Annotated in this window: 16 protein-coding genes; 14 read left to right on the forward strand and 2 right to left on the reverse strand. The window is 63.9% G+C overall.

Translation table 11 applies throughout. The features are described 5' to 3' along the window. The coding region (priA, locus tag ACPZMI_RS02310) for a replication restart helicase PriA (protein WP_426351595.1) at nt 1-1,551 on the reverse strand (1,551 nt) is incomplete at its 3' end. Between the two features lie 167 nt (nt 1,552-1,718). Here priA and rpmE point away from each other — a divergent pair. The 3 genes from rpmE (at nt 1,719) to ACPZMI_RS02325 (ending at nt 4,208) form a co-directional block, all read left to right on the forward strand. Then, entirely contained in the window at nt 1,719-1,934 is a 216-nt protein-coding gene (gene rpmE / locus ACPZMI_RS02315) for a 50S ribosomal protein L31 (RefSeq protein WP_186665611.1), read from the forward strand. Between the two features lie 2 nt (nt 1,935-1,936). Continuing rightward, a complete protein-coding gene (locus tag ACPZMI_RS02320; RefSeq protein WP_426351596.1) occupies nt 1,937-2,764 on the forward strand; it encodes a thermonuclease family protein in 828 nt (275 codons plus the stop codon). A 175-nt stretch (nt 2,765-2,939) separates the two neighbouring features. Beyond that, a complete protein-coding gene (locus ACPZMI_RS02325) occupies nt 2,940-4,208 on the forward strand; it encodes a malic enzyme-like NAD(P)-binding protein (protein ID WP_186665614.1) in 1,269 nt (422 codons plus the stop codon). A 129-nt stretch (nt 4,209-4,337) separates the two neighbouring features. Here the strand turns inward: ACPZMI_RS02325 and ACPZMI_RS02330 are convergent, their stop codons facing one another. Then, a complete protein-coding gene (locus ACPZMI_RS02330; RefSeq protein ID WP_411384515.1) occupies nt 4,338-6,788 on the reverse strand; it encodes a penicillin-binding protein 1A in 2,451 nt (816 codons plus the stop codon). Between the two features lie 173 nt (nt 6,789-6,961). On the opposite strand from ACPZMI_RS02330, the gene pilM reads away from it, so the two are divergent. From pilM to ACPZMI_RS02385, 11 genes are all read left to right on the forward strand, one after another. Further along, a complete protein-coding gene (gene pilM, locus ACPZMI_RS02335; protein ID WP_186708686.1) occupies nt 6,962-7,837 on the forward strand; it encodes a type IV pilus biogenesis protein PilM in 876 nt (291 codons plus the stop codon). Then, nucleotides 7,834-8,367 carry a PilN domain-containing protein gene (locus ACPZMI_RS02340; protein ID WP_186665617.1) on the forward strand — a complete coding sequence of 178 codons (534 nt, stop codon included), beginning with the start codon at nt 7,834-7,836 and terminating at the stop codon, nt 8,365-8,367. The genes pilM and ACPZMI_RS02340 overlap by 4 nt, the downstream gene beginning before the upstream one ends. A gap of 2 nt (nt 8,368-8,369) precedes the next feature. Continuing rightward, nucleotides 8,370-9,380: a pilus assembly protein PilP gene (locus ACPZMI_RS02345; RefSeq protein ID WP_411383456.1), complete on the forward strand. Its 1,011-nt coding sequence runs from the start codon at nt 8,370-8,372 to the stop codon at nt 9,378-9,380. Next, entirely contained in the window at nt 9,334-10,572 is a 1,239-nt protein-coding gene (locus tag ACPZMI_RS02350; RefSeq protein WP_426351599.1) for a type IV pilus secretin PilQ, read from the forward strand. The genes ACPZMI_RS02345 and ACPZMI_RS02350 overlap by 47 nt, the downstream gene beginning before the upstream one ends. A 4-nt stretch (nt 10,573-10,576) precedes the next feature. After that, complete coding sequence (gene aroK, locus ACPZMI_RS02355; protein WP_186665619.1) at nt 10,577-11,095, forward strand: shikimate kinase AroK; 519 nt, start codon at nt 10,577-10,579, stop codon at nt 11,093-11,095. A gap of 97 nt (nt 11,096-11,192) precedes the next feature. After that, nucleotides 11,193-12,290, forward strand: a complete 1,098-nt coding sequence (aroB, locus tag ACPZMI_RS02360) for a 3-dehydroquinate synthase (protein WP_426351597.1) — start codon at nt 11,193-11,195, stop codon at nt 12,288-12,290. A gap of 15 nt (nt 12,291-12,305) precedes the next feature. After that, a complete protein-coding gene (locus ACPZMI_RS02365) occupies nt 12,306-13,928 on the forward strand; it encodes an AAA family ATPase (protein WP_426351598.1) in 1,623 nt (540 codons plus the stop codon). 375 nt (nt 13,929-14,303) lie between these two features. Beyond that, the gene (gene gltB / locus ACPZMI_RS02370) at nt 14,304-18,749 is read left to right on the forward strand and encodes a glutamate synthase large subunit (protein WP_186665625.1); all 4,446 of its coding nucleotides are present in this window, start codon (nt 14,304-14,306) and stop codon (nt 18,747-18,749) included. Nucleotides 18,750-18,872: 123 nt separating this feature from the next. Continuing rightward, nucleotides 18,873-20,291 (forward strand): FAD-dependent oxidoreductase, encoded by a 1,419-nt coding sequence (locus ACPZMI_RS02375; RefSeq protein WP_054891194.1) that lies wholly within the window; start codon nt 18,873-18,875, stop codon nt 20,289-20,291. Between the two features lie 195 nt (nt 20,292-20,486). After that, nucleotides 20,487-21,551 (forward strand): uroporphyrinogen decarboxylase, encoded by a 1,065-nt coding sequence (gene hemE, locus ACPZMI_RS02380; RefSeq protein ID WP_186665628.1) that lies wholly within the window; start codon nt 20,487-20,489, stop codon nt 21,549-21,551. A gap of 117 nt (nt 21,552-21,668) precedes the next feature. After that, a complete protein-coding gene (locus tag ACPZMI_RS02385; RefSeq protein WP_186665630.1) occupies nt 21,669-22,016 on the forward strand; it encodes a YgiW/YdeI family stress tolerance OB fold protein in 348 nt (115 codons plus the stop codon). Nucleotides 22,017-22,030: the final 14 nt, after the last annotated feature.

Raw genomic sequence — 22,030 nt, forward strand, 5'->3', positions numbered from 1 at the left:
GTCGTGTCCCACGTGCGGGAGGGGGGAATGGGGGAACGGGTTTTTCGGGCGTTCTTTGGCGCGCTTGGTACCGGCACCGACTGGGCGCAGGTCGACGTGGGCGCATTGCGGGCATTGCAGGGGCAGGCGTTCGTCATAACCACAGTGGTGGCAGCGCAGTACGCCGGAGCGCTGATGCACGGTCATGCGTGCATCGCAGCGCGGGCATTCCGACAGCCAGCCACAGTCGTGGCACAGCAGGGTCGGGGCGAAGCCGCGGCGGTTGAGGAACACCAGCACTTGCTGGCCGGCTGCCAGGGTCTGGCCGATGGCCTGCTGCAGCGGGCCACTGATGCCGCTGTCCAGCGGCAGGCTGCGCACGTCCAGGCGCATGAAGCGTGGCGGGCGGGCGCCGCCGGCCCGCTGGTTCATGCGCAGCAGGCCGTAGCGCCCGCTGTGGGCGTTGTGCAGGCTTTCCAGCGAAGGTGTCGCCGACCCCAGCAGGATCGGGATGTTCTCCTGGTGTGCGCGAACCACGGCCAGGTCGCGGGCGTGATAGCGCAGCCCTTCCTGCTGTTTGTAGGAGCCGTCGTGCTCTTCGTCGATGATGATCAGGCCCGGGTTCTTCATGGGCGTGAACAGTGCCGAACGTGTGCCGATGATGATGTCGGCCTCGCCATCGCGGGCCGCCAGCCAGGCGTCCAGGCGCTCGCGGTCGTTGACCGCCGAGTGCAGCAGGGCGATGCGGGCATTGAAGCGCTGCTCGAAGCGCGCCAGGGTCTGCGGGCCGAGGTTGATTTCGGGAATCAGGATCAGCGCCTGCTTTCCGGCTTCCAGGGTTTCGCGAATCAGCTGCAGGTAGACCTCGGTCTTGCCGCTGCCGGTGACACCGGCCAGCAGGAAGGCATGGAAGCTGCCGAAGCCTGCACGTACGGCCTGGAAGGCGGCGCTCTGCTCGTCGTTGAGCGGCAGTTCCGGCTGGGCCAGCCAGCGGTCATGGCGTGGTGCCGGCAGATGCCGACGCACCTCGACCTGCACCAGTTCCTTGGCCAGCAGCAGGTCGAGGCTATCCTTGTTCAGGCCGAGTTTGGCCAGCACGCTGTGGGCCACGCCATGAGGGTGCTGGGCGAGGGCCTGCAAGGCCTCTTTCTGGCGCGGCGCGCGGGCGATGCGTGGGTCGTCCAGACGCGCGCCGGGGGTGGCATGCCAGAAGCGCTCCTGGCGAACTTCAGCCGCCTCGCCCTGACGCAGCAGCACCGGCAGCGCCCAGCTCAGGGTGTCGCCCAGGCTGTGCTGGTAGTAGTGGGCGGTCCACAGGCACAGCTTGAACAGCGCCGGAGGCAGCGGCGAGACCGGGTCGAGCAACTGGCTCGCCGGCTTGAGCTTGTCGGCAGGGACTTCGCTCTGCTCGCAGACCTCCACCAGTACACCGATCATCTCGCGCCGGCCGAACGGTACGCGGATGCGCATGCCTGGTGTCAGTTGCTGGCGTGCCATGGCGGCCGGGGCCCGGTAGTCGAACAGGCGACGCAGGGGCGAGGGCAGGGCAAGGCGCAGGATGACGTCGGACACGCGGCAAGTCTTCGTAGCTGGTCGGGAATCGCACGAGCCTAGCAGACGACGGTCGGTGCAAGCGACAACTTGCGCTGGCCTGAAGGTCTGGTATTATTCGCCGCCTAATTACGTGCGGTATTCAACAATTGGTGTTGGGTGGCGGCACGCAGCTCGAGGAAGTGACCATGAAAGCCGATATTCATCCGAACTACGAAGCAGTTGCTGTCACCTGCAGCTGCGGCAACAAATTCGAAACCCGTTCGACCCTGGGCGACACCCTGGCGATCGACGTTTGCAACCTCTGCCACCCGTTCTACACCGGTAAGCAGAAGGTCCTGGACACCGGTGGTCGCGTACAGAAGTTCGCCGATCGCTTCGGTATGTTCGGTACCAAGAAGTAATCATGCGCACGGCGAGCCCTTCGGGTTTCGCATTGCTGCAAAAGAAGGCGCCCCTCGTGGGCGCCTTTTTTGTGGGCGCAATCTGGCATGTTCCCGCGCAGGCCTTCTGCCCGGTACCCGAGGCGGTGCAGTCGGTGACGGTGCGTCAGGTCGTCGATGGCGATACCGTGCGTCTGGGGGATGGCCGCAGCGTACGGCTGATTGGCATCAATGCACCGGAGATCGGGCGCAAGGGGCGCACCAGCGAACCCTATGCCGAGGCGGCCAGGCGGCGGCTGGAGGCATTGGTGCAGGCCAGTGATGGCCAGGTGGGGCTGGTGCCGGGTGTAGAGCCCAGGGACAAGTACGGGCGCACCTTGGCGCACATCTATGGCCGTAATGGCGACAATCTTGAAGCGCAGCTGCTCAGTGAAGGCTTGGCCTATCGCGTTGCGGTGGCACCCAACGTCCGTCTGGTCGGTTGCCAACAACAGGCCGAGCAGGTCGCGCGCGCGGGTGGCCTCGGGCTCTGGCGGCAGTCGCCGGTCATCGCTGCAGGGCGCCTGAGGCAATCCGGATTCGCCGTGATCGGCGGCAGGGTCAGCGCGATCGATCGCAATCGAGGCGGCGTCTGGCTGGAGCTTGACGAGGCTGTGGTGCTGCAGGTCCCCGCTCGTCTGCAACGCGCCTTCGCCGACAGTTTCTTCGATAATCTCAAGGGGCATCAGGTCGAGGCGCGCGGCTGGGTGCTGGACCGTTCCCGCAAGGGCGGGCTCAAGCCTGGCCAGCAACGCTGGCTGTTGCCACTGACCGATCCGAGCATGTTGGAGCGGATTTCGGGGAAAAAATAGTTGTAGACATTATGATCGTGGATTGTACACACTCAAGGTCGTAAGCCCCGCGGGTTGTAGCGTAAAGTCGTAGGCCAAGGGCCTTGACACATGTGACCGGGCAGTCTTGTCGCTTCCCGGCTCTTTGCGTATCCTCGGCGGTCCGTCAGAACAGTAAACAAGCGGAATGCCCACCATGTCAGACTTGAAAACCGCCGCTCTCGAATATCACGCTCAACCTCGCCCGGGGAAACTGAGCGTCGAACTCTCCAAGCCAACCGCCACCGCCCGTGACCTTGCCCTGGCCTACAGCCCAGGCGTCGCCGAGCCGGTACGCGAAATTGGCCGTGATCCGGAGCTGGCCTACAAATACACCGGCAAGGGCAACCTGGTCGCTGTGATCTCCGACGGTACCGCCATCCTCGGCCTGGGTGACCTCGGCCCGCTGGCCTCCAAGCCAGTCATGGAAGGCAAGGGTGTTCTGTTCAAGCGTTTCGCCGGTATCGACGTGTTCGACATCGAAGTCGAGTCGGAAAGCCCACAGGCTTTCATCGACACCGTTCGCCGCATCTCCATCACCTTCGGTGGCATCAACCTCGAAGACATCAAGGCACCTGAGTGCTTCGAGATCGAGCGCACCCTGATCGAACAGTGCGACATCCCGGTCTTCCACGATGACCAGCACGGCACCGCCATCGTGACGGCGGCCGGCATGATCAACGCCCTGGAAATCGCAGGCAAGAAGCTCGAAGACGCCAAGATCGTCTGCCTGGGTGCCGGCGCTGCCGCCATCTCCTGCATGAAGCTGCTGGTCAGCATGGGTGCCAAGGTCGAGAACATCTACATGATCGACCGTAGCGGCGTGATCCACGCTGGCCGCGACGACCTGAACCAGTACAAGGCGCAGTTCGCCCACGCCACCGACAAGCGCACCCTGGCTGACGCGCTGGAAGGTGCTGACGTGTTCGTTGGCCTGTCCGGCCCGAACCTGCTGAGCCCGGAAGGCCTGAAGTCGATGGCTGCCAACCCGATCGTGTTCGCCTGCTCGAACCCGGATCCGGAAATCGCTCCAGAGCTGGCTCACGCCACTCGCAGCGACGTGATCATGGCCACCGGTCGTTCCGACTACCCGAACCAGGTCAACAACGTACTGGGCTTCCCCTTCATCTTCCGTGGTGCCCTGGACGTTCGCGCCAAGCGCATCAACGAAGAAATGAAGATCGCCGCCGCCGTCGCCCTGAAAGACCTGGCCAAGCTGCCGGTTCCGAAGGAAGTCTGCGAGGCCTACGGCGTCGAAGGTCTGGAGTTCGGTCGTGAGTACATCATTCCGAAGCCACTGGACGCTCGCCTGATCACCGTCGTTTCCGATGCCGTGGCCAAGGCCGCCATCGAATCCGGTGTGGCGACCCTGCCGTATCCGAAGCACTACCCGCTCAAGAGCGTGGATGACGTGTTCAACGGCTGATCCCGTTGTAGCGACATGAAAAAGCCCCGGCTCGCGAGAGTCGGGGCTTTTTATTGGCCGCTGTTCTACAGATGGCCGCTCCACCTGTAGAAGCGGCACAAGGCCGCTGCTACAGGTTCAAATCACCACTCAGAACAGATCCATCGGCGCCGCTTCATCGGCCGGCAGCGGGCTACCCGGTGCTGCACCGTTGCCCAGCTCATCCACCGACGGTGGGGAATCCTCGGCCTTGAACAGCTCGAAGTAGGCGTTCGGCGTGCTTGGCGTGGCCGCGCGACCGCTGACCGGATCCACGCGCAGGCTGAGGATGCCCTCAGGCTCTGCCGGTGCGTGTTCAGGCTTGCCCTTGAGTGCCGGGCCCATGAAGTCCATCCAGATCGGCAGTGCAACGGTGCCGCCATATTCTCGGCGACCAAGGGTCTCAGGCTGGTCGAAACCGACCCAGACCGTGGTCACGTAGTCGGCGTTGTAGCCGGAGAACCAGGCGTCCTTGGATTCGTTGGTGGTGCCGGTCTTGCCCGCGATGTCGCTGCGGCCCAGGGCCAGGGCGCGACGGCCCGTACCACGCTTGATCACATCCTGCAGCATGCTGGTCAGGATGTAGGTGGTACGGCCATCGACGATACGCTCGGCGATGGCCGGCGTTTGCGGTGGCGGGGCGATCTGGCCCAGTGCCGAAGGCGCGGTGCCCGGTTGTGGGAGCGTGGTGATCGGCTCTTCGGGCGCGGCGATGCCGGCCTGGTCCTGGTTGCCCTGCGGGACGCGTGCCGGGTTGGCGGTGAACAGGGTTTCGCCGTTGCGGCTTTCGACGCGCTCGATCAGGTATGGGTTGATCTTGTAGCCGCCGTTGGCAAAGGTGCTCCAGCCGGTGGCGATCTCCATCGGGGTGAGCGTTGCGGTACCCAATGCCAGCGACAGGTTGCGCGGCAGGTCCTGCTTGTTGAAGCCGAACTTGGCAATGTAGTCGATGGTGCGGTCGACCCCCATCGCCTGGAGCAGGCGGATCGAGACCAGGTTGCGCGACTTGTACAGCGCCTCGCGCATGCGAATCGGGCCGAGGAAGGTGTTGGTGTCGTTCTTCGGACGCCAGACCTTGTCGAGGTATTCGTCGACGAACACGATCGGTGCGTCGTTGACCAGGCTGGCGGCGGTGTAGCCGTTGTCCAGCGCAGCGCTATAGACGAAGGGCTTGAAGCTGGAGCCTGGCTGGCGCTTGGCCTGCATGGCGCGGTTGTAGTTGCTCTGCTCGAACGAGAATCCACCGACCAGGGCGCGGATTGCACCGTTGTTCGGGTCAAGCGTGACCAGTGCGCTCTGGGCGCCCGGCACCTGGCTGAACTTGAGCTTGCCGTCGTCCAGGCGTTGCAGGCGCACCAGGTCGCCGATCTGCGCGACGTCGGCCGGCGACTGAGGCGTGCGACCCTGGGCATTGCTGTTGATGAACGGACGGGCCCACTTCATGGTGTCCCAGGCCACGTCTTCGTCCTGGCCACCGCGGGTCATGACTTTCAGGCCGGTCTTGTCCACCTGGGTGACGATGGCCGGTTCCAGGCCGCCGAGGGTGCGTTGCTTGCCCAGTTCCTGCTGCCAGGCGGCGCGGGTCTTGCCCGGGAAGCGCGCTTCGGGGCCACGGTAGCCGTGGCGCTCGTCGTATTGGGAGAGGCCGTTCAGGACTGCCTTGTTGGCGATTTCCTGCGTGTCGCTGGGCACGGTCGTGGTGACCCGGAAACCTTCGGTATAGGCATCGCTGCCGTAGCGGCCGACCATCTCGGCGCGGGCCATTTCGGCGACGAACGGCGCATTCACCTCAGGTGTCGGTACGTGATAGCTGGCGTTCAGCGGCTCGGCGAGGGCGGCCTGGTAGCTGGCCTCATCGATCTTGCCGAGTTTGTACATGCGGCCGAGGATCCAGTCGCGGCGCTCCTTGGCGCGCACCGGGTTGGCCAGCGGGTTGAAGCGCGAAGGGGCTTTCGGCAGGCCGGCGATCATCGCCATCTGCGCCAGGCTGACATCGCGGATCGACTTGCCGTAGTACACCTGCGCGGCGGCGTCGATACCGTAGGCGCGGTTGCCCAGGTAGATCTTGTTGACGTACAGCTCGAGGATTTCGTCCTTGGTCAGCTCGCGTTCGATCTGCAGCGCCAGGAGGATCTCGTTGGTCTTGCGCGAGAAGCTGCGCTCGCTGGTGAGGAAGAAGTTCTTCGCCACCTGCATGGTGATGGTGCTGCCGCCGGTCTGGATATGACCGGATTTCACCAACTGGGTCGCGGCGCGCATCAGGCTGCTCGGATCGACCCCGTAGTGATTGAGGAAATTGTCGTCTTCGGCTGACAGAAGCGCCTGGATGAACTGTGGGGGAATTTCCGCAAAACGGATCGGCGAGCGGCGCATTTCGCCAAACTCGGCAATCAGTTTGCCGTCGCTGCTGTACACCCTCAGGGGGATCTGCAACTGGATGCTTCTGAGCGAGTCGACCGAAGGCAGGCTGGGACTAAGATACAGAAACGCACCACTCAGACCGAGCACGAGCGCGCAGATGACGGCGACGAAAGACCACCAGAAGAACTTCAGCAGGCGTATCAAGGCTTTTGGGTGTCCAGGTTGAGAAGTGGAGTGCACGCAGGCCCGGCGGCCGGGGAAAAACGCTGGGCATTATAAGCATTTTCGCCCCGCCGGGTCATCGGTCGGTCGGGGCAAGGGGCGCAATCGCCCCGGATGGCAAGGGTTTGCCACGGTCATGAAAAGGAGCAGCGATGCTTGGACGCTTTGGCAGGGATGCCGGTTCAGTATTGGGGGTGGAAATTGCCTCCGATTCGGTGAGGATTGTTGAATTACAGCGGCGACGAGGGCGCCATGAGCTGACTGCCTGGGCGGTCGAGCCGATCCAGCGGGGCGGTGTCGATACCGAAGTGCAGGCGATGGCCCTGCGTCAGGCGTGGCATCGTTGTGGTAGCCGGTCTAGACGGGTTGCGCTGGCCGTGCCCGGCTCGCAGGTGATCTGCAAGGTGGGCCAGTTGCCCGCCGCGCTGGCGGAGTCCGAACGAGAGGCGCGTCTGCTGGCTGATGCCGAGCGGCTTTTCCCGTTCCCGATTGACGATCTGGCCCTGGACTTTCAGGTGCTTGGTACTTCGCAGCAGGCACCGGACATGCTCGATGTACTGGTCGGGGCCGCTCGCCAGAGCTTCCTGGAGCCTCTGTTGCAGCCATTCGAGGCGGCAGGCCTGGAGGTGGTTGTCGTCGAGCTGGACGGCCTGGCGCTGCGTCGTTTGCAGGCCGTCGAGTACTGTCGGCCACTGCTGCAGGTCGAGGCCGACAGTCTGACCCTGCATGGCTGGCCCGATGGCCCCATGCCTTGGCGCAAGGCGCAGAGGATCGAGCCTGGCGTAGGGACGACCGAATTTCTGACGCGCGTCGAGAGCTTGCTGGAGGGGGATCGCCCCTTCGAGCTGACTGCCGGGTTGATGGTCGGCGGCGGGGCGGCGACGGATGCTTGCGTGCGGTCGCTGGCGCGGCATTTCGGGTTCCCCTGTGAGCAGGTTTGCCCGCAGGGTGTCCACGCGGGTTCGCTGCCAGACCGCTGCAGTGCCCTGGTCCTGCCTCTCAGCCTCGCCCTGGGAGGTGCGCAATGAACCTGCGCCTGAATCTGCTGCCCTGGCGTGAGCGCCAGCGTCTGGTGGCGCTGCGCAACTTCCAGCTGGTGTTTCTGGGCAGTCTGTTCGCAGCTTTTGTCGTGGTCATGCTGGTCGATCGGTTCGCCCATCTGCGCCTGAAGCAGCAAGCCGCTGCCGGTGTGCAGCGTCAGCAGCAGTTGCAGTGGCTGGATGGGCAAGTGGCACGTCTCGAGCAACTGCGCGAGGCGCACGCGGGCCTGCGTAGTCAGGTCGATGCGCTGGGTGGGCTGCGCTCGTCGCAGCACGGCGTGCCGCAGCTGTTGATCGAGATCGAGCTGGCGATGCCGCAAGGGATGCAACTGACCCGCCTGGACGTGCAGGGCGATCGTCTGCAGGTCAATGGCCTGGCGGTTTCTGCTGCTGTGCTGGCCCAGTTCATGCGCGACCTGCAGCGCTCGCCTGTACTCCTGGACCTTGAGCTCAAGCACGTCATCGCGCGCGCGGGTGGCGACGCATTTTTACTCGTTGCCCGGGTGGTGGCCTCCTGAGCATGCGCATTGCAGAGGTGCTGGGCTGGCACGAGATGGCCGGGCGCTCGCGTATGTACAGGGGCGCGGTCGTGGCCGCTGGTGTGTTGCTGGTACTGGCCTGCGGCTATCAGCTTCGTCTGCAGGAGGTGCGCGCAGCCTACCGTCAAGGCGTGGCGAGTGAAGTCGAGCAGCGGCGGCTGTTGCAGGCGCGGGAGCAACAGGTCCTGGCGCTGGATGACGCCGAGGCGGCGCTGGCCAGCGAGGAGAAGCGGCTGCGGGATGCGCGCTGGCGATTGTCGGGTGGCGAGAGCATGAGCGATCTGCTCGACCAGTTGGCGGTTTCGGGACGCACCTACGGCTTGGTTTTCGAGCGCCTCGACGTGGAAGAAGGCGTCGAGGCGCAGGGTTACCGCCAGGTGCCCTTGCAGATGCAGGTGAGTGGGCGCTATGCCGCCCTGCGTCCCTGGCTGGGCGAGTGGTTGGGGCAGTTGCGCCTGCTGCAGGTGACCCGTTTGCAACTGGAGCCTGCAGCAGACCGGCCGGGGCTATTGCAGCTTCAAGTGTCAGTGCAGGCATTTCATGCCGGCGAGACGCTGCCGGTGCCCGCTTCGCTGGCCGATGAGCCCGCGGGTCCGATCGGTCGGGCGCCGGAGCTGGACCCGTTTGCACCCTGGTCGTCGCGTCGGCATGCGGAGGGGTTGGCGGGGGTGCCACTGGAGCAGTTGGAGATGGTTGGCAGCCTGTCCCGCGCAGGGCAAACCCAGGCGCTGGTGCGCTGGGCCGGGCGTGTTTACCGGGTTGCCAAGGGGGACCGCCTGGGCCGTGAAGAGGGTGAAGTGATACAGGTCGACCAGGATCAGGTCGAGATCAGCGAGCGGCTGTTCAATGGTGGCGAGTGGCAACAGCATTCGAGCTACCTGACGTTAAGCAGGCGCACAGGCGCAAGGAGCGAACGTGAAGAGACTGTTGATCGGCATCATGGCGATGCTGCTGGCGCTACGGGCAATGGCGGAGCCCCTGTACAAAGGTGAGCCGCTTTCGCTGAACTTCCAGGACGTCGAGGTCCGTGCGGTACTGCAGGTGCTAGCCGATTATGCCGGCATCAACCTGGTGGCCAGTGACACGGTGCGGGGCAATGTCACCCTGCGGCTGCACGAGGTGCCTTGGGACCAGGCGCTGGACCTGGTGTTGCGCAGCCGGGGGCTGGCCAGGCGCGAGGAGGGCAACGTGCTATTGGTCGCGCCCGCTGCCGAGCTCGCCGAGCAGTCGCGCGAGGCGCGCATCGACCAGGCACTCGAGGCGCAGTTGCAGCCGCTGCGTCGGGAGTTGCTGCCGATCCATCACGCCGATGCGGCCGACCTGGCGAAACTGTTGCTGGAGAGCCTGGCGGATGACGGCCCCGCAGCAGGGCGCGGCAGCTTGAGCGTGGACTCGCGGACCAACACCCTGATCGCCACCCAGTCTGCCGCGCGCCTGGCCGAGTTGCGGCAACTGGTGGCGCACCTGGATGTGCCGGTGCGCCAGGTAATGATCGAGGCCCGGATCGTCGAGGCCAACGTCGATTATGAGAACGTGCTCGGGATTCGCTGGGGAGCAGGGCTGGGTGGTATGCCAGGGCGGCCCGCCGGTGAGCTGTTTGTCGATCTCGGCGCGCAGGGGGCGACCTCTGGCGTGGGAGTGGGGTTGGTGCGTGGCGATGTGCTGCTTGACCTGGAGCTCAGTGCCATGGAGAAAAGCGGCAATGGCGAGATCATCTCCCAGCCCAAGGTGGTCACTGCCGACAAGGAAACCGCGCGGATCCTCAAGGGCACCGAAGTGCCGTACCAGCAGTCGAGCAAGAGCGGTGCAACCTCGGTGGCATTCCGCGAGGCATCGCTGTCACTGGAGGTCACGCCGCAGATCACCCCGGATGGCAAGGTCATCATGGCGGTGCGGGTGACCAAGGACGAGCCGGACTACCTCAATGCCCTCAACGATGTGCCGCCGATCCGCAAGAACGAGGTCAACGCCAAGGTGCGAGTGGCCGATGGCGAGACGATTGTGATTGGTGGCGTGTACTCGACGTCGCATAACAATGTGGTGGACAAGGTGCCATTTCTTGGCGATCTGCCGTATTTTGGACGGCTGTTTCGACGCGATGCATTACAAGAGAAAAAATCTGAGCTGCTGGTCTTCCTGACTCCGCGTATCATGGGTGACCGGGCGATAGCTGTGAGTCGTTGATTCTGTGCGAAATTTGATACTTGTAGGGCCCATGGGCGCCGGTAAGAGCACCATCGGGCGCCTTTTGGCCAAAGAGCTGCGCCTGCTGTTCAAGGATTCCGACAAGGAAATCGAGCTGCGAACCGGCGCCAACATCCCGTGGATCTTCGACAAGGAAGGCGAGCCGGGCTTCCGTGATCGTGAGCAGGCGATGATTGCCGAGCTCTGCGAGCTCGACGGCGTGGTTGTCGCAACCGGTGGCGGCGCGGTGATGCGCGAAGCCAATCGCCAGGCGTTGTACAAGGGCGGGCGTGTCATCTACCTGCATGCTTCGGTGGAACAGCAGGTTGGCCGCACTGCGCGTGATCGCAACCGCCCACTGCTGCGGACCGCCAACCCGGAAGCCACGCTTCGTGCATTGCTGGAAACCCGCGACCCGCTCTATCGCGAGATCGCCGACCTCGTGGTGGAAACCGACGAACGGCCGCCGCGCATGGTCGTGCTCGATATTCTCGAGCGTTTGCAGCAGTTGCCGCCCCGCTGAGCCGGGACTATCCTCGGCGACCAACGCCGGGGCGAGGTTGAACGTTACCGCGCTGGCCGCTCAGGCAAGGCCGCGCCAAAGCATATTGTGGGGATACATGCAGACATTGAAGGTCGATCTGGGCGAACGTAGCTATCCGATCTACATTGGCGAGGGCCTGCTGGACCAGCCCGAGCTGCTGGCGCCGCACATTGCCGGACGGCAGGTCGCCATCGTCTCCAACGAAACCGTCGCGCCCCTGTATCTCGAGCGGCTGAGCAAGACGCTCGGCGCCTGGTCGGTGCTACCAGTGGTGCTGCCTGACGGCGAAGCCCACAAGAACTGGGAAACCCTTCAGCTGATTTTCGATGCCCTGCTCACGGCCCGCCATGATCGGCGCACCACTGTGGTCGCGCTGGGCGGCGGAGTGATCGGCGACATGGCTGGATTTGCCGCGGCCTGTTACCAGCGAGGTGTCGACTTCATCCAGGTGCCGACCACGCTGCTGTCCCAGGTGGATTCGTCCGTTGGTGGCAAGACCGGCATCAACCACCCGCTGGGCAAGAACATGGTCGGTGCCTTCTATCAGCCCAACGCGGTGCTGATCGACACCTCCAGCCTGCGTACCCTGCCACCCCGCGAGCTGTCGGCAGGTCTCGCTGAAGTGATCAAGTACGGCCTGATCTGCGACGAGCCATTCCTCGGCTGGCTGGAAGACAACATGGCGGCGCTGCGCAAGCTCGATTCCGTGGCGCTGACCGAAGCCATCCGCCGCTCCTGTGCGGCGAAGGCGGCGGTGGTGGGTGCCGACGAGCGTGAGTCCGGTGTGCGTGCCACCCTGAACCTCGGCCACACCTTCGGCCATGCCATCGAAACCCACATGGGTTACGGGGTATGGTTGCATGGCGAGGCCGTCGCTGCCGGGACCGTCATGGCCCTGGAGATGTCCATGCGCCTGGGCTGGATCGACCAGTCGGCGCGTGATCGCGGAATTCGCCTGCTGCAGGATGCAGGCTTGCCGGTGGTGCCCCCACGGGAAATGACCCCGGCGCATTTCATGGAACATATGGCGGTCGACAAGAAGGTGCTCGACGGACGCCTGCGCCTGGTGCTGTTGCGCCAGATGGGCGAGGCTGTGATCACCGACGACTATCCGAAAGAGATTCTTCAGGCCACGCTTGCAGCGGATTACCGCGCGATCGTGGCGCAGCTTTGAGGTTGTGACAGCGCGATGACCAGTTTGCATGCCGATGAGGCTTTCCTCGATCACTACCAGTTGAGTCACGATCCGTTTGCGCCTCGGGTGCCCGGGTTCAAGTTCTTCCCTGCCCAGCGCAAGCCGGTGCTAGGCCAACTGCATCACCTGGCGCGTTACAGCCACTTGATGCTGGTGGTGACCGGCCCGTTGGGCAGCGGCAAGACCCTGCTGCGCCAGGCCCTGGTGGCCAGCACCAACAAGCAGTCGGTGCAGAGCGTGGTCGTTTCCGCGCGCGGCGCAAGCGATGCTGCCAGCGTGCTGGGCCAGGTAGCCCAGGCGCTGAACGTCGCGCAGCCGGAAGTGCAGGCGATCCTGTCCCAGGTCGTCCAGTTGGCTCTGACCGGGCAGGAAGTCTATCTGCTGGTGGACGATGCGGAACAACTCGACGAGTCGGCACTCCAAGCGTTGCTGGAGCTGGCGGCAGGCGTTCCGGAAGGGCGCCCGCATGTGTTCCTGTTCGGTGAGCCTTCGCTGATTGCCGGGTTGGACGAACTCAGTGTCGAGGAAGAACGCTTCCACATCATCGAGCTTGCCCCCTACAGCGAAGAAGAGACTCGGGAGTATCTGGAGCAGCGTCTGGAAGGTGCTGGCCGGGGCCTTGAGGTGTTCAGCGCCGAACAGATCGCCGATATCCACGAAAACTCCGACGGCTGGCCAGGAAACATCAACCAGGTTGCCCGCGATACCTTGATCGAAGCCATGATCGCTACCCGCAGTACGGAAAAGCGACCATCCATGGGGTTCAAAATGCCTAAGAAACATGTGCTCGCGCTGTCCGCTGTCGTTGTGGTCGCTGTCGCTGCCGCGGTCCTGATGCCCAAGAAAGGCGACAAGGCGCCGACCGACGCGCCTGCTGCCCAGGCCCAGTTGCCACTGGGGCAGACGGGCAATGGCGGCCCGACCGTCGAATTCTCCGGTTCGTCGCAGCCCATGCCGCTGCCGCTGGTGGGGCAGTCGCAGCCGGTCATGCGTGAGCCGCTGGCCCAGGCCGCAGGCATGGGCGATGGTGACGAGGCTGGCCCTGCCGGTAATACGGCGCTGCAGCCTTCAGCGCCTTCGGCTGCCGTTCCTCCCACCGTCACCACCACTGCGCCGCCCCAAGGTGTCGCTGCTGGCCCTGCACCTGCTCCAGCCCAGCCAGTAGCCAGCGTGCCTGCCCAGCCGGTTGCGCCTGCACAGAAACCTGTCGCAACCCAGCCGGCAAAACCGGTTGCGCCTGCTGCCAAGCCAGCGCCGGCTCCGACCCAGGTGGCCAGCGCCAAGCCCGCAGCCAAGCCTGCCGAGAAACCCGCCGCCGGAGGCGCAGGCAACAGCGGCTGGTACAGCGGCCAGAAGCCGGGCAACTATGTGGTTCAGGTGTTCGGTACCAGCAATGAATCCGCTGCCCAATCGTTCGTCAGGGAGCAGGGTGGCGACTATCGCTACTTCAAGAAAACCCTGCAGGGCAAGCCGCTGTACGTGGTGACCTACGGCAACTTCGGCAGCCGCGATGCCGCAGCTGCGGCAATCAAGAACTTGCCAGCGAAGGTCCAGGCTGGTAAACCTTGGCCTCGTACCGTCGGCAGCGTTCAACAAGAGCTGGCCACGGCCCGCTGATCCTTCCGGGCGGCACCACCCCCGCCGCCCAGTTGCTGAGCGAATCCCGGACTCGACAAAGCCTGCTGTGCTGATGCGCGGCAGGCTTTTCTGTCCCAGACTGCCGGCCACAAGCCTTCTGTTGCAGTCACGGCTGAAACGCTTCAGACTCGAGTCAAGCCGCTATCACGGCGCATGACGCAAAAACATTCAAAAATGCGACATAAACTTTCAACGACTCGTCGTGAAAATTTGTGGGCCTCCCTGTCGCTGTGCAACAATGGTTTCCCTATACCCACCGCAAAAAAGCTGGCATTCGATCGGCGTGGATGGTAAGTGGTTGTACTAAAAAGAGATTTGCCTTGGTTGAGAGGCGAACCTGGTGAGAAAGTGTCTATGAAAACAGGTCTGTACCATCCCGAAGAGTTCAAGGATAACTGTGGTTTTGGCCTGATCGCCCATATGACGGGCGAGCCGAGTCACCACCTTCTGCAAACTGCCGTCGAGGCCCTGACCTGCATGACCCACCGTGGTGGGATCAACGCAGATGGCAAGACCGGTGACGGTTGTGGCCTGCTGATGCAGAAGCCCGATCAGTTCCTGCGTGCCGTGGCCCAGGAGCACTTTGCCGTCGAACTGCCCAAGCAGTACGCCGTCGGCATGGTGTTCTTCAATCAGGACCCTGTGAAAGCCGAGGCTGCGCGCGCCAACATGGACCGCGAGATCCTCGCTGCCGGCCTGCAACTGGTCGGCTGGCGCAAAGTGCCGATCGACACCAGCGTGCTCGGTCGCCTGGCCCTCGAACGTCTGCCGCAGATCGAGCAGGTGTTCATCGGCGGTGAAGGTCTGACCGACCAGGAATTCGCCATCAAGCTGTTCAGTGCCCGTCGCCGTTCGTCCGTGGCCAACGCCCACGACGCCGACCACTACATCTGCAGCTTCTCGCACAAGACCATCATCTACAAAGGCCTGATGATGCCGGCGGACCTCACCGCCTTCTATCCGGACCTGGGCGATGAGCGCCTGAAGACCGCCATCTGTGTCTTCCACCAGCGCTTCTCCACCAACACCCTGCCGAAATGGCCGCTGGCACAGCCGTTCCGCTTCCTCGCCCACAACGGCGAGATCAACACCATCACCGGCAACCGCAACTGGGCCATGGCCCGTCGCACCAAGTTCGCCAACGACCTGATCCCCGATCTGGAAGAACTCGGTCCGCTGGTCAACCGTGTCGGTTCCGACTCCTCCAGCATGGACAACATGCTCGAGCTGATGGTCACTGGCGGCATCGACCTGTTCCGTGGTGTGCGCATGCTCGTGCCACCGGCCTGGCAGAACGTCGAGACCATGGACGCCGACCTGCGCGCCTTCTACGAATACAACTCCATGCACATGGAGCCGTGGGACGGCCCGGCCGGCATCGTCATGACCGAAGGCCGCCACGCCGTGTGCCTGCTCGACCGCAACGGCCTGCGTCCGGCGCGCTGGGTGACCACCAAGAACGGCTACATCACCCTCGCCTCGGAAATCGGCGTGTGGAACTACAAGCCTGAGGACGTCATCGCCAAGGGTCGTGTCGGCCCGGGTCAGATCTTCGCCGTGGACACCGAAACCGGTCAGATCCTCGACACCGACGCCATCGACAACCGTCTCAAGTCGCGCCATCCCTACAAGCGCTGGCTGCGTCAGCACGCCACCCGCATCCAGGCGACGCTGACCGACGACCAGGGCGTGGCCAGCTACGATGCCGACCAGCTCAAGCAATACATGAAGATGTTCCAGGTCACCTTCGAGGAGCGTGACCAGGTGCTGCGCCCGCTCGGCGAGCAGGGCCAGGAAGCAGTCGGTTCGATGGGCGACGACACGCCGATGGCCGTGCTTTCGCAGCGCGTGCGTTCGCCGTACGACTTCTTCCGCCAGCAGTTTGCCCAGGTGACCAACCCGCCGATCGACCCGCTGCGCGAGGCGATCGTGATGTCCCTGGAAATTTGCCTGGGCGCCGAGCGCAACATCTTCCAGGAGTCCCCGGAGCACGCCTCCCGAGTGATCCTCAGTTCGCCAGTGATCTCGCCCGCCAAGTGGCGCTCGCTGATGAGCCTGGAGCGCGAAGGCTTCGACCGTCACCTGATCGACCTCAACTACGAGCAGGATGTCGGCCTTGAAGCGGCCATTCGCAACATCGCCGACCAGGCCGAAGAAGCGGTGCGCAGCGGCAAGACCCAGCTGGTGCTGAGCGACCGTTTCATCGCGCCGGGCAAGCTGCCGGTGCACGCTTCGCTGGCCGTTGGTGCAGTGCATCACCGCCTGACCGAGCAGGGCCTGCGCTGCGACAGCAACATCCTTGTGGAAACCGCCACCGCCCGTGACCCGCACCACTTCGCCGTGCTGCTGGGCTTCGGCGCCTCGGCTGTCTATCCGTACCTGGCGTACGAGGTGTTGGCCGACCTGATCCGCACCGGCGAAGTGCTGGGCGATCTGGATGAAGTGTTCAAGTACTACCGCAAAGGCATCTCCAAGGGCCTGTTGAAGATCCTGTCGAAGATGGGCATCTCGACCGTCGCCTCCTACCGTGGCGCGCAACTCTTCGAGGCCATCGGCCTGTCGGACGAAGTGGTCGGCCTGAGCTTCAAGGGCGTGTCCAGCCGTATCAAGGGTGCGCGTTTCGAAGACCTGGAGAGCGACCAGAAGCTGCTCGCCGCCGAAGCCTGGAGCGCGCGCAAGCCGATCCAGCAGGGCGGCTTGCTCAAGTTCGTCCACGGCGGTGAATACCACGCGTACAACCCGGACGTGGTCAACACCCTGCAGGCTGCAGTGCAGCAGGGCGACTACGCCAAGTTCAAGGAATACACCACGCTGGTCGATCAGCGTCCGGTATCGATGATCCGCGACCTGCTCAAGGTCAAGGTTGCCGATCAGGCGCTGGCGCTGGACCAGATCGAGCCGCTGGAGGCGATCCTCAAGCGCTTCGACTCTGCCGGTATCTCCCTGGGTGCGCTGTCGCCGGAAGCCCACGAAGCGCTGGCCGAGGCGATGAACCGCCTGGGCGCGCGCTCCAACTCCGGTGAGGGCGGCGAAGACCCGGCCCGCTATGGCACCCTCAAGAGCTCGAAGATCAAGCAGGTGGCCACTGGCCGCTTTGGTGTGACCCCGGAATACCTGGTCAACGCCGAGGTCCTGCAGATCAAGGTTGCCCAGGGCGCCAAGCCCGGCGAGGGCGGCCAGCTGCCTGGCGGCAAGGTCAACGGCCTGATCGCCAAGCTGCGCTATGCGGTGCCGGGCGTGACCCTGATCTCGCCGCCACCGCACCACGACATCTATTCGATCGAAGACCTGGCGCAGCTGATCTACGACCTCAAGCAGGTCAACCCGCAGGCGCTGGTGTCGGTCAAGCTGGTGGCCGAAGCCGGTGTCGGCACGATCGCTGCCGGCGTGGCCAAGGCCTATGCCGACCTGATCACCATCTCCGGCTACGACGGTGGCACCGGCGCCTCGCCGCTGACCTCGATCAAGTACGCCGGTGCCCCGTGGGAGCTGGGCCTGGCCGAAACCCACCAGACCCTGCGTGGCAACGACCTGCGCGGCAAGGTGCGGGTACAGACCGACGGCGGTCTGAAGACCGGCCTGGACGTGATCAAGGCCGCGATCCTCGGTGCCGAAAGCTTCGGTTTCGGCACTGCGCCGATGATCGCCCTGGGCTGCAAATACCTGCGCATCTGCCACCTGAACAACTGCGCCACGGGTGTCGCCACGCAGAACGACAAGCTGCGCAAGGACCACTACATCGGCACTGTCGACATGGTGATCAACTTCTTCACCTTCGTCGCTGAAGAGACCCGCGAGTGGCTGGCCAAGCTGGGCGTGCGCAGCCTCGGCGAGTTGATCGGTCGTACCGACCTGCTCGAAGTGCTGCCGGGCGACACCGAGCGCCAGCACCACCTGGACCTCACGCCTCTGCTGGGCAGCTCGCACATTCCGGCCGACAAGCCGCAATTCTGCGAAGTCGACAAGAACCCGCCGTTCGACAAGGGCGAACTGGCCGAGAAGATGGTCGAGATGGCCTTGCCGGCGATCCGCGACCAGGCCGGTGGCGAGTTCGCCCTCGACATCTGCAACTGCGATCGTTCCATCGGTGCGCGTATCTCCGGCGAGATCGCCCGCCTGCATGGCAACCAGGGCATGGCGGCTAACCCGATCACCTTCCGCTTCAAGGGGACGGCGGGTCAGAGCTTCGGCGTGTGGAACGCCGGTGGCCTGAACCTGCACCTGGAAGGCGATGCCAACGACTACGTCGGCAAGGGCATGACCGGTGGCAAGGTCACCATCGTGCCGCCTGCCGGCAGCCCGTTCGAAACCCAGCACAGCGCCATCGTCGGCAACACCTGCCTGTACGGCGCCACGGGCGGCAAGCTGTTCGCCGCCGGTACCGCGGGCGAGCGCTTCGCTGTGCGTAACTCCGGCGCCCACGCTGTGGTCGAGGGCACCGGTGATCACTGCTGTGAATACATGACCGGCGGCTTTGTCTGCGTTCTGGGCAAGACCGGTTACAACTTCGGTTCTGGCATGACGGGCGGCTTCGCCTACGTGCTCGACATGGACAACACCTTCGTCGACAAACTCAACCACGAGCTGGTGGAAATCCAGCGCATCAGTGGCGAGGCGATGGAGGCCTACCGCAGCCACCTGGCGCGGGTCCTGGGCGAGTACGTGGAAGAAACCGGCAGTGAGTGGGGGCGTGAGCTCTCCGAGAACCTGGACGACTATGTGCGGCGCTTCTGGCTGGTCAAGCCGAAGGCGGCCAATCTGAAGCAACTGTTGTCCAGCACCCGTGCCAACCCGCAGTAAGAGCAGCTGCAAGTGGCGAGCTGCAAGCTGCACGCAGAGGCAGCGTGCGGTTCGCCCGGCTTAAGTGATCGTCTTGCGGCTTGCAGCGTGTAGCTTGCAGCTGCTGTTAAGAGGTTTTGAAAAATGGCTGAACGTCTGAGCAACGACTTCCAGTTCATCGAAGTGGGCCGCAAGGACCCGAAGAAAAAGCTGCTGCGCCAGCGCAAGAAGGAGTTCGTCGAGATCTACGAACCCTTCAAGCCGCAGCAGTCCGTGGAGCAGGCGCACCGCTGCCTGGGCTGCGGCAACCCCTATTGCGAGTGGAAGTGCCCGGTACACAACTTCATCCCCAACTGGTTGAAGCTGGTGTCCGAAGGCAACATCCTGGCGGCGGCGGAGCTGTCGCACCAGACCAACACCCTGCCGGAAGTGTGCGGCCGCGTGTGCCCGCAGGACCGTCTGTGCGAGGGTGCCTGTACCCTGAACGACGGGTTCGGCGCAGTGACCATCGGCTCGGTGGAGAAGTACATCACCGACACCGCCTTCGCCATGGGCTGGCGTCCGGACATGTCCAAGGTCAAACCGACCGGCAAGCGCGTTGCGATCATCGGTGCCGGCCCCGCGGGCCTGGGCTGTGCCGACGTGCTGGTGCGTGCTGGCGTGACGCCGGTAGTGTTCGACAAGAACCCCGAGATCGGTGGCCTGCTGACCTTCGGCATCCCCGAGTTCAAGCTGGAAAAGACCGTGTTGAGCAATCGCCGCGAAGTCTTCACCGGCATGGGTATCGAGTTCCGCCTGAACACCGAGGTGGGCAAGGACATCACCATGGAACAGCTGCTCGCCGAGTACGATGCAGTGTTCATGGGCATGGGTACCTACACCTACATGAAGGGTGGCTTCCCGGGTGAAGACCTGCCAGGTGTGCACGACGCCCTGGACTTCCTGATCGCTAACGTCAACCGCAACCTGGGCTTCGAGAAGTCGCCAGAAGACTTCATCGACATGCAGGGCAAGAAGGTCGTGGTGCTCGGCGGTGGCGACACCGCGATGGACTGCAACCGCACCTCGATCCGCCAGGGCGCCAAGGCCGTGACCTGCGCTTATCGTCGCGACGAAGCCAACATGCCTGGCTCGCGCAAAGAGGTGAAGAACGCCAAGGAAGAGGGCGTGAAGTTCCTCTACAACCGCCAGCCGATCGCCATTGTCGGCGAGGACAAGGTGGAGGGCGTCAAGGTGGTCGAAACCCGTCTCGGCGAGCCGGACGCCCGTGGCCGCCGCAGCCCCGAGCCGATCCCGGGTTCCGAAGAGATCCTGCCGGCCGATGCCGTGGTGATCGCCTTCGGCTTCCGCCCGAGCCCGGCACCGTGGTTCGAGCAGCATGGCATCCAGATGGACAGCCAGGGCCGCGTCGTGGCTCCGGAGAAAGGCAAGTTCAAGCACCAGACCAGCAACCCGAAAGTCTTTGCCGGTGGCGACATGGTGCGCGGGTCGGACCTGGTGGTGACGGCGATCTTCGAAGGGCGTACTGCTGCTGAAGGGATTCTGGACTACCTCGAAGTCTGATCGATCGCTATCGCGGGGCAAGCCCGCTCCTGCAGGGACCACGCATCCCTTTGCAGGAGCAGGCTTGCCCCGCGATGCATTTTGTATACAAAAAACCTTGATCCATGGCACCCGATAGACAAAACGCATGGCCCTGGCCGTGCCTTTTGTGCTGGCGTCTGAGAAAATGCCCGCACTTTTTTGCTGGATGCCGACATGACTGCCCTGAAGAACGATCGTTTCCTGCGTGCACTGCTCAAGCAACCCGTAGACGTGACCCCGGTGTGGATGATGCGCCAGGCGGGCCGCTACCTGCCGGAGTATCGCGCCAGCCGCGCCAATGCCGGCGACTTCATGAGCCTGTGCATGAACCCGCAGTTCGCCTGTGAGGTGACGCTCCAGCCGTTGGACCGCTACCCGCTCGACGCCGCAATCCTCTTCTCCGACATCCTCACCATCCCCGATGCCATGGGCCAGGGCCTGTACTTCGAGACGGGCGAAGGCCCACGTTTCAAGAAGGTCGTCAGCACCCTGGCCGATATCGAGGCGCTGCCGATTCCCGATCCGCACAAGGACCTGGGCTACGTGATGGACGCGGTCAGCACCATCCGCCGTGAGCTCAACGGGCGCGTGCCACTGATCGGCTTCTCCGGCAGCCCCTGGACCCTGGCGACCTACATGGTCGAGGGCGGCTCGTCGAAGGACTTCCGCAAGACCAAGGCGATGCTGTACGACCAGCCCGAGGCCATGCACCTGCTGCTCGACAAGCTGGCGCAGTCGGTCACCAGCTACCTCAACGGCCAGATCAAGGCCGGCGCCCAGGCCGTGCAGATCTTCGACACCTGGGGCGGGGCGCTGTCGGCAGCGGCCTATCAGGAGTTCTCCCTGGCCTACATGCGCAAGATCGTCAGCGGTCTGATTCGCGAGCATGAAGGGCGCAAGGTGCCGGTCATCCTGTTCACCAAGAACGGCGGCCTGTGGCTGGAAAGCATCGCCGAGGCCGGTGCCGACGCGCTGGGGCTGGACTGGACCTGCGAGATCGGCGACGCCCGTCGTCGCGTCGGCGACAAGGTCGCGCTGCAGGGCAACATGGACCCGACCGTGCTGTACGCCAAGCCTGAGGCGATCCGCAACGAAGTGCAGCGGATCCTGGCCAGCTACGGGCAGGGCAGCGGCCATGTGTTCAACCTGGGTCATGGCATCACGCCGGAGGTGGACCCGGAACATGCCGGTGTGTTCATCAACGCCGTGCACGAGTTCTCGGCGCAATATCACCAGTAGGATCGGCGTCTTCGGCAAAAAGCCCGGCCCTGTGCCGGGCTTTTTGCTTCATTAAGCTTGAATTCAGCGATCGTCGGTAATCTGGTGCCATCAAAACGCAAACAGGACCCGATCATCATGAAAGCTCGCTATCTCGCCCTCATCCTCGCCCCTCTGTTCAGCACCGCCGCCCTGGCTTCCAGTTACACCGGCCCAGGTGCCCAAGCGGTGACTACTGTCGCCGCCGCCAAGGAAGCCGCCGACGACACTCCCGTGGTGCTGCAGGGCTACGTGACCAAGAAGATCAACAACGACGACAAGTACGAGTTCAAGGACAACACCGGCACCATCACCGTCGAAATCGACAACGAAGACCTGCCGCCGACGCCGTTCAACGACAAGACCAAGGTCAAGCTGACCGGCGAGGTGGAGAAACACCTGATGAGCCGTGAGGTGGATGTGGATATCGTTGAGATCGTCAACTGACGAAGGCTGCTTCG

It is taken from the genome of Pseudomonas wayambapalatensis, assembly GCF_049942315.1.
GTDB classification, from domain to species: domain Bacteria; phylum Pseudomonadota; class Gammaproteobacteria; order Pseudomonadales; family Pseudomonadaceae; genus Aquipseudomonas; species Aquipseudomonas wayambapalatensis.

What these genes read in the sequence shown, in the direction of transcription:
- ACPZMI_RS02385 (WP_186665630.1), top strand. Translation starts at nt 21,669, where the DNA reads ATGAAAGCTCGCTATCTCGCCCTCATCCTCGCCCCTCTGTTCAGCACC.
- rpmE (WP_186665611.1), top strand. Translation starts at nt 1,719, where the DNA reads ATGAAAGCCGATATTCATCCGAACTACGAAGCAGTTGCTGTCACCTGC.
- hemE (WP_186665628.1), top strand. Translation starts at nt 20,487, where the DNA reads ATGACTGCCCTGAAGAACGATCGTTTCCTGCGTGCACTGCTCAAGCAA.
- ACPZMI_RS02375 (WP_054891194.1), top strand. Translation starts at nt 18,873, where the DNA reads ATGGCTGAACGTCTGAGCAACGACTTCCAGTTCATCGAAGTGGGCCGC.
- ACPZMI_RS02365 (WP_426351598.1), top strand. Translation starts at nt 12,306, where the DNA reads ATGACCAGTTTGCATGCCGATGAGGCTTTCCTCGATCACTACCAGTTG.
- ACPZMI_RS02320 (WP_426351596.1), top strand. Translation starts at nt 1,937, where the DNA reads ATGCGCACGGCGAGCCCTTCGGGTTTCGCATTGCTGCAAAAGAAGGCG.
- ACPZMI_RS02340 (WP_186665617.1), top strand. Translation starts at nt 7,834, where the DNA reads ATGAACCTGCGCCTGAATCTGCTGCCCTGGCGTGAGCGCCAGCGTCTG.
- gltB (WP_186665625.1), top strand. Translation starts at nt 14,304, where the DNA reads ATGAAAACAGGTCTGTACCATCCCGAAGAGTTCAAGGATAACTGTGGT.
- aroB (WP_426351597.1), top strand. Translation starts at nt 11,193, where the DNA reads ATGCAGACATTGAAGGTCGATCTGGGCGAACGTAGCTATCCGATCTAC.
- ACPZMI_RS02325 (WP_186665614.1), top strand. Translation starts at nt 2,940, where the DNA reads ATGTCAGACTTGAAAACCGCCGCTCTCGAATATCACGCTCAACCTCGC.
- pilM (WP_186708686.1), top strand. Translation starts at nt 6,962, where the DNA reads ATGCTTGGACGCTTTGGCAGGGATGCCGGTTCAGTATTGGGGGTGGAA.
- ACPZMI_RS02345 (WP_411383456.1), top strand. Translation starts at nt 8,370, where the DNA reads ATGCGCATTGCAGAGGTGCTGGGCTGGCACGAGATGGCCGGGCGCTCG.
- ACPZMI_RS02350 (WP_426351599.1), top strand. Translation starts at nt 9,334, where the DNA reads ATGCTGCTGGCGCTACGGGCAATGGCGGAGCCCCTGTACAAAGGTGAG.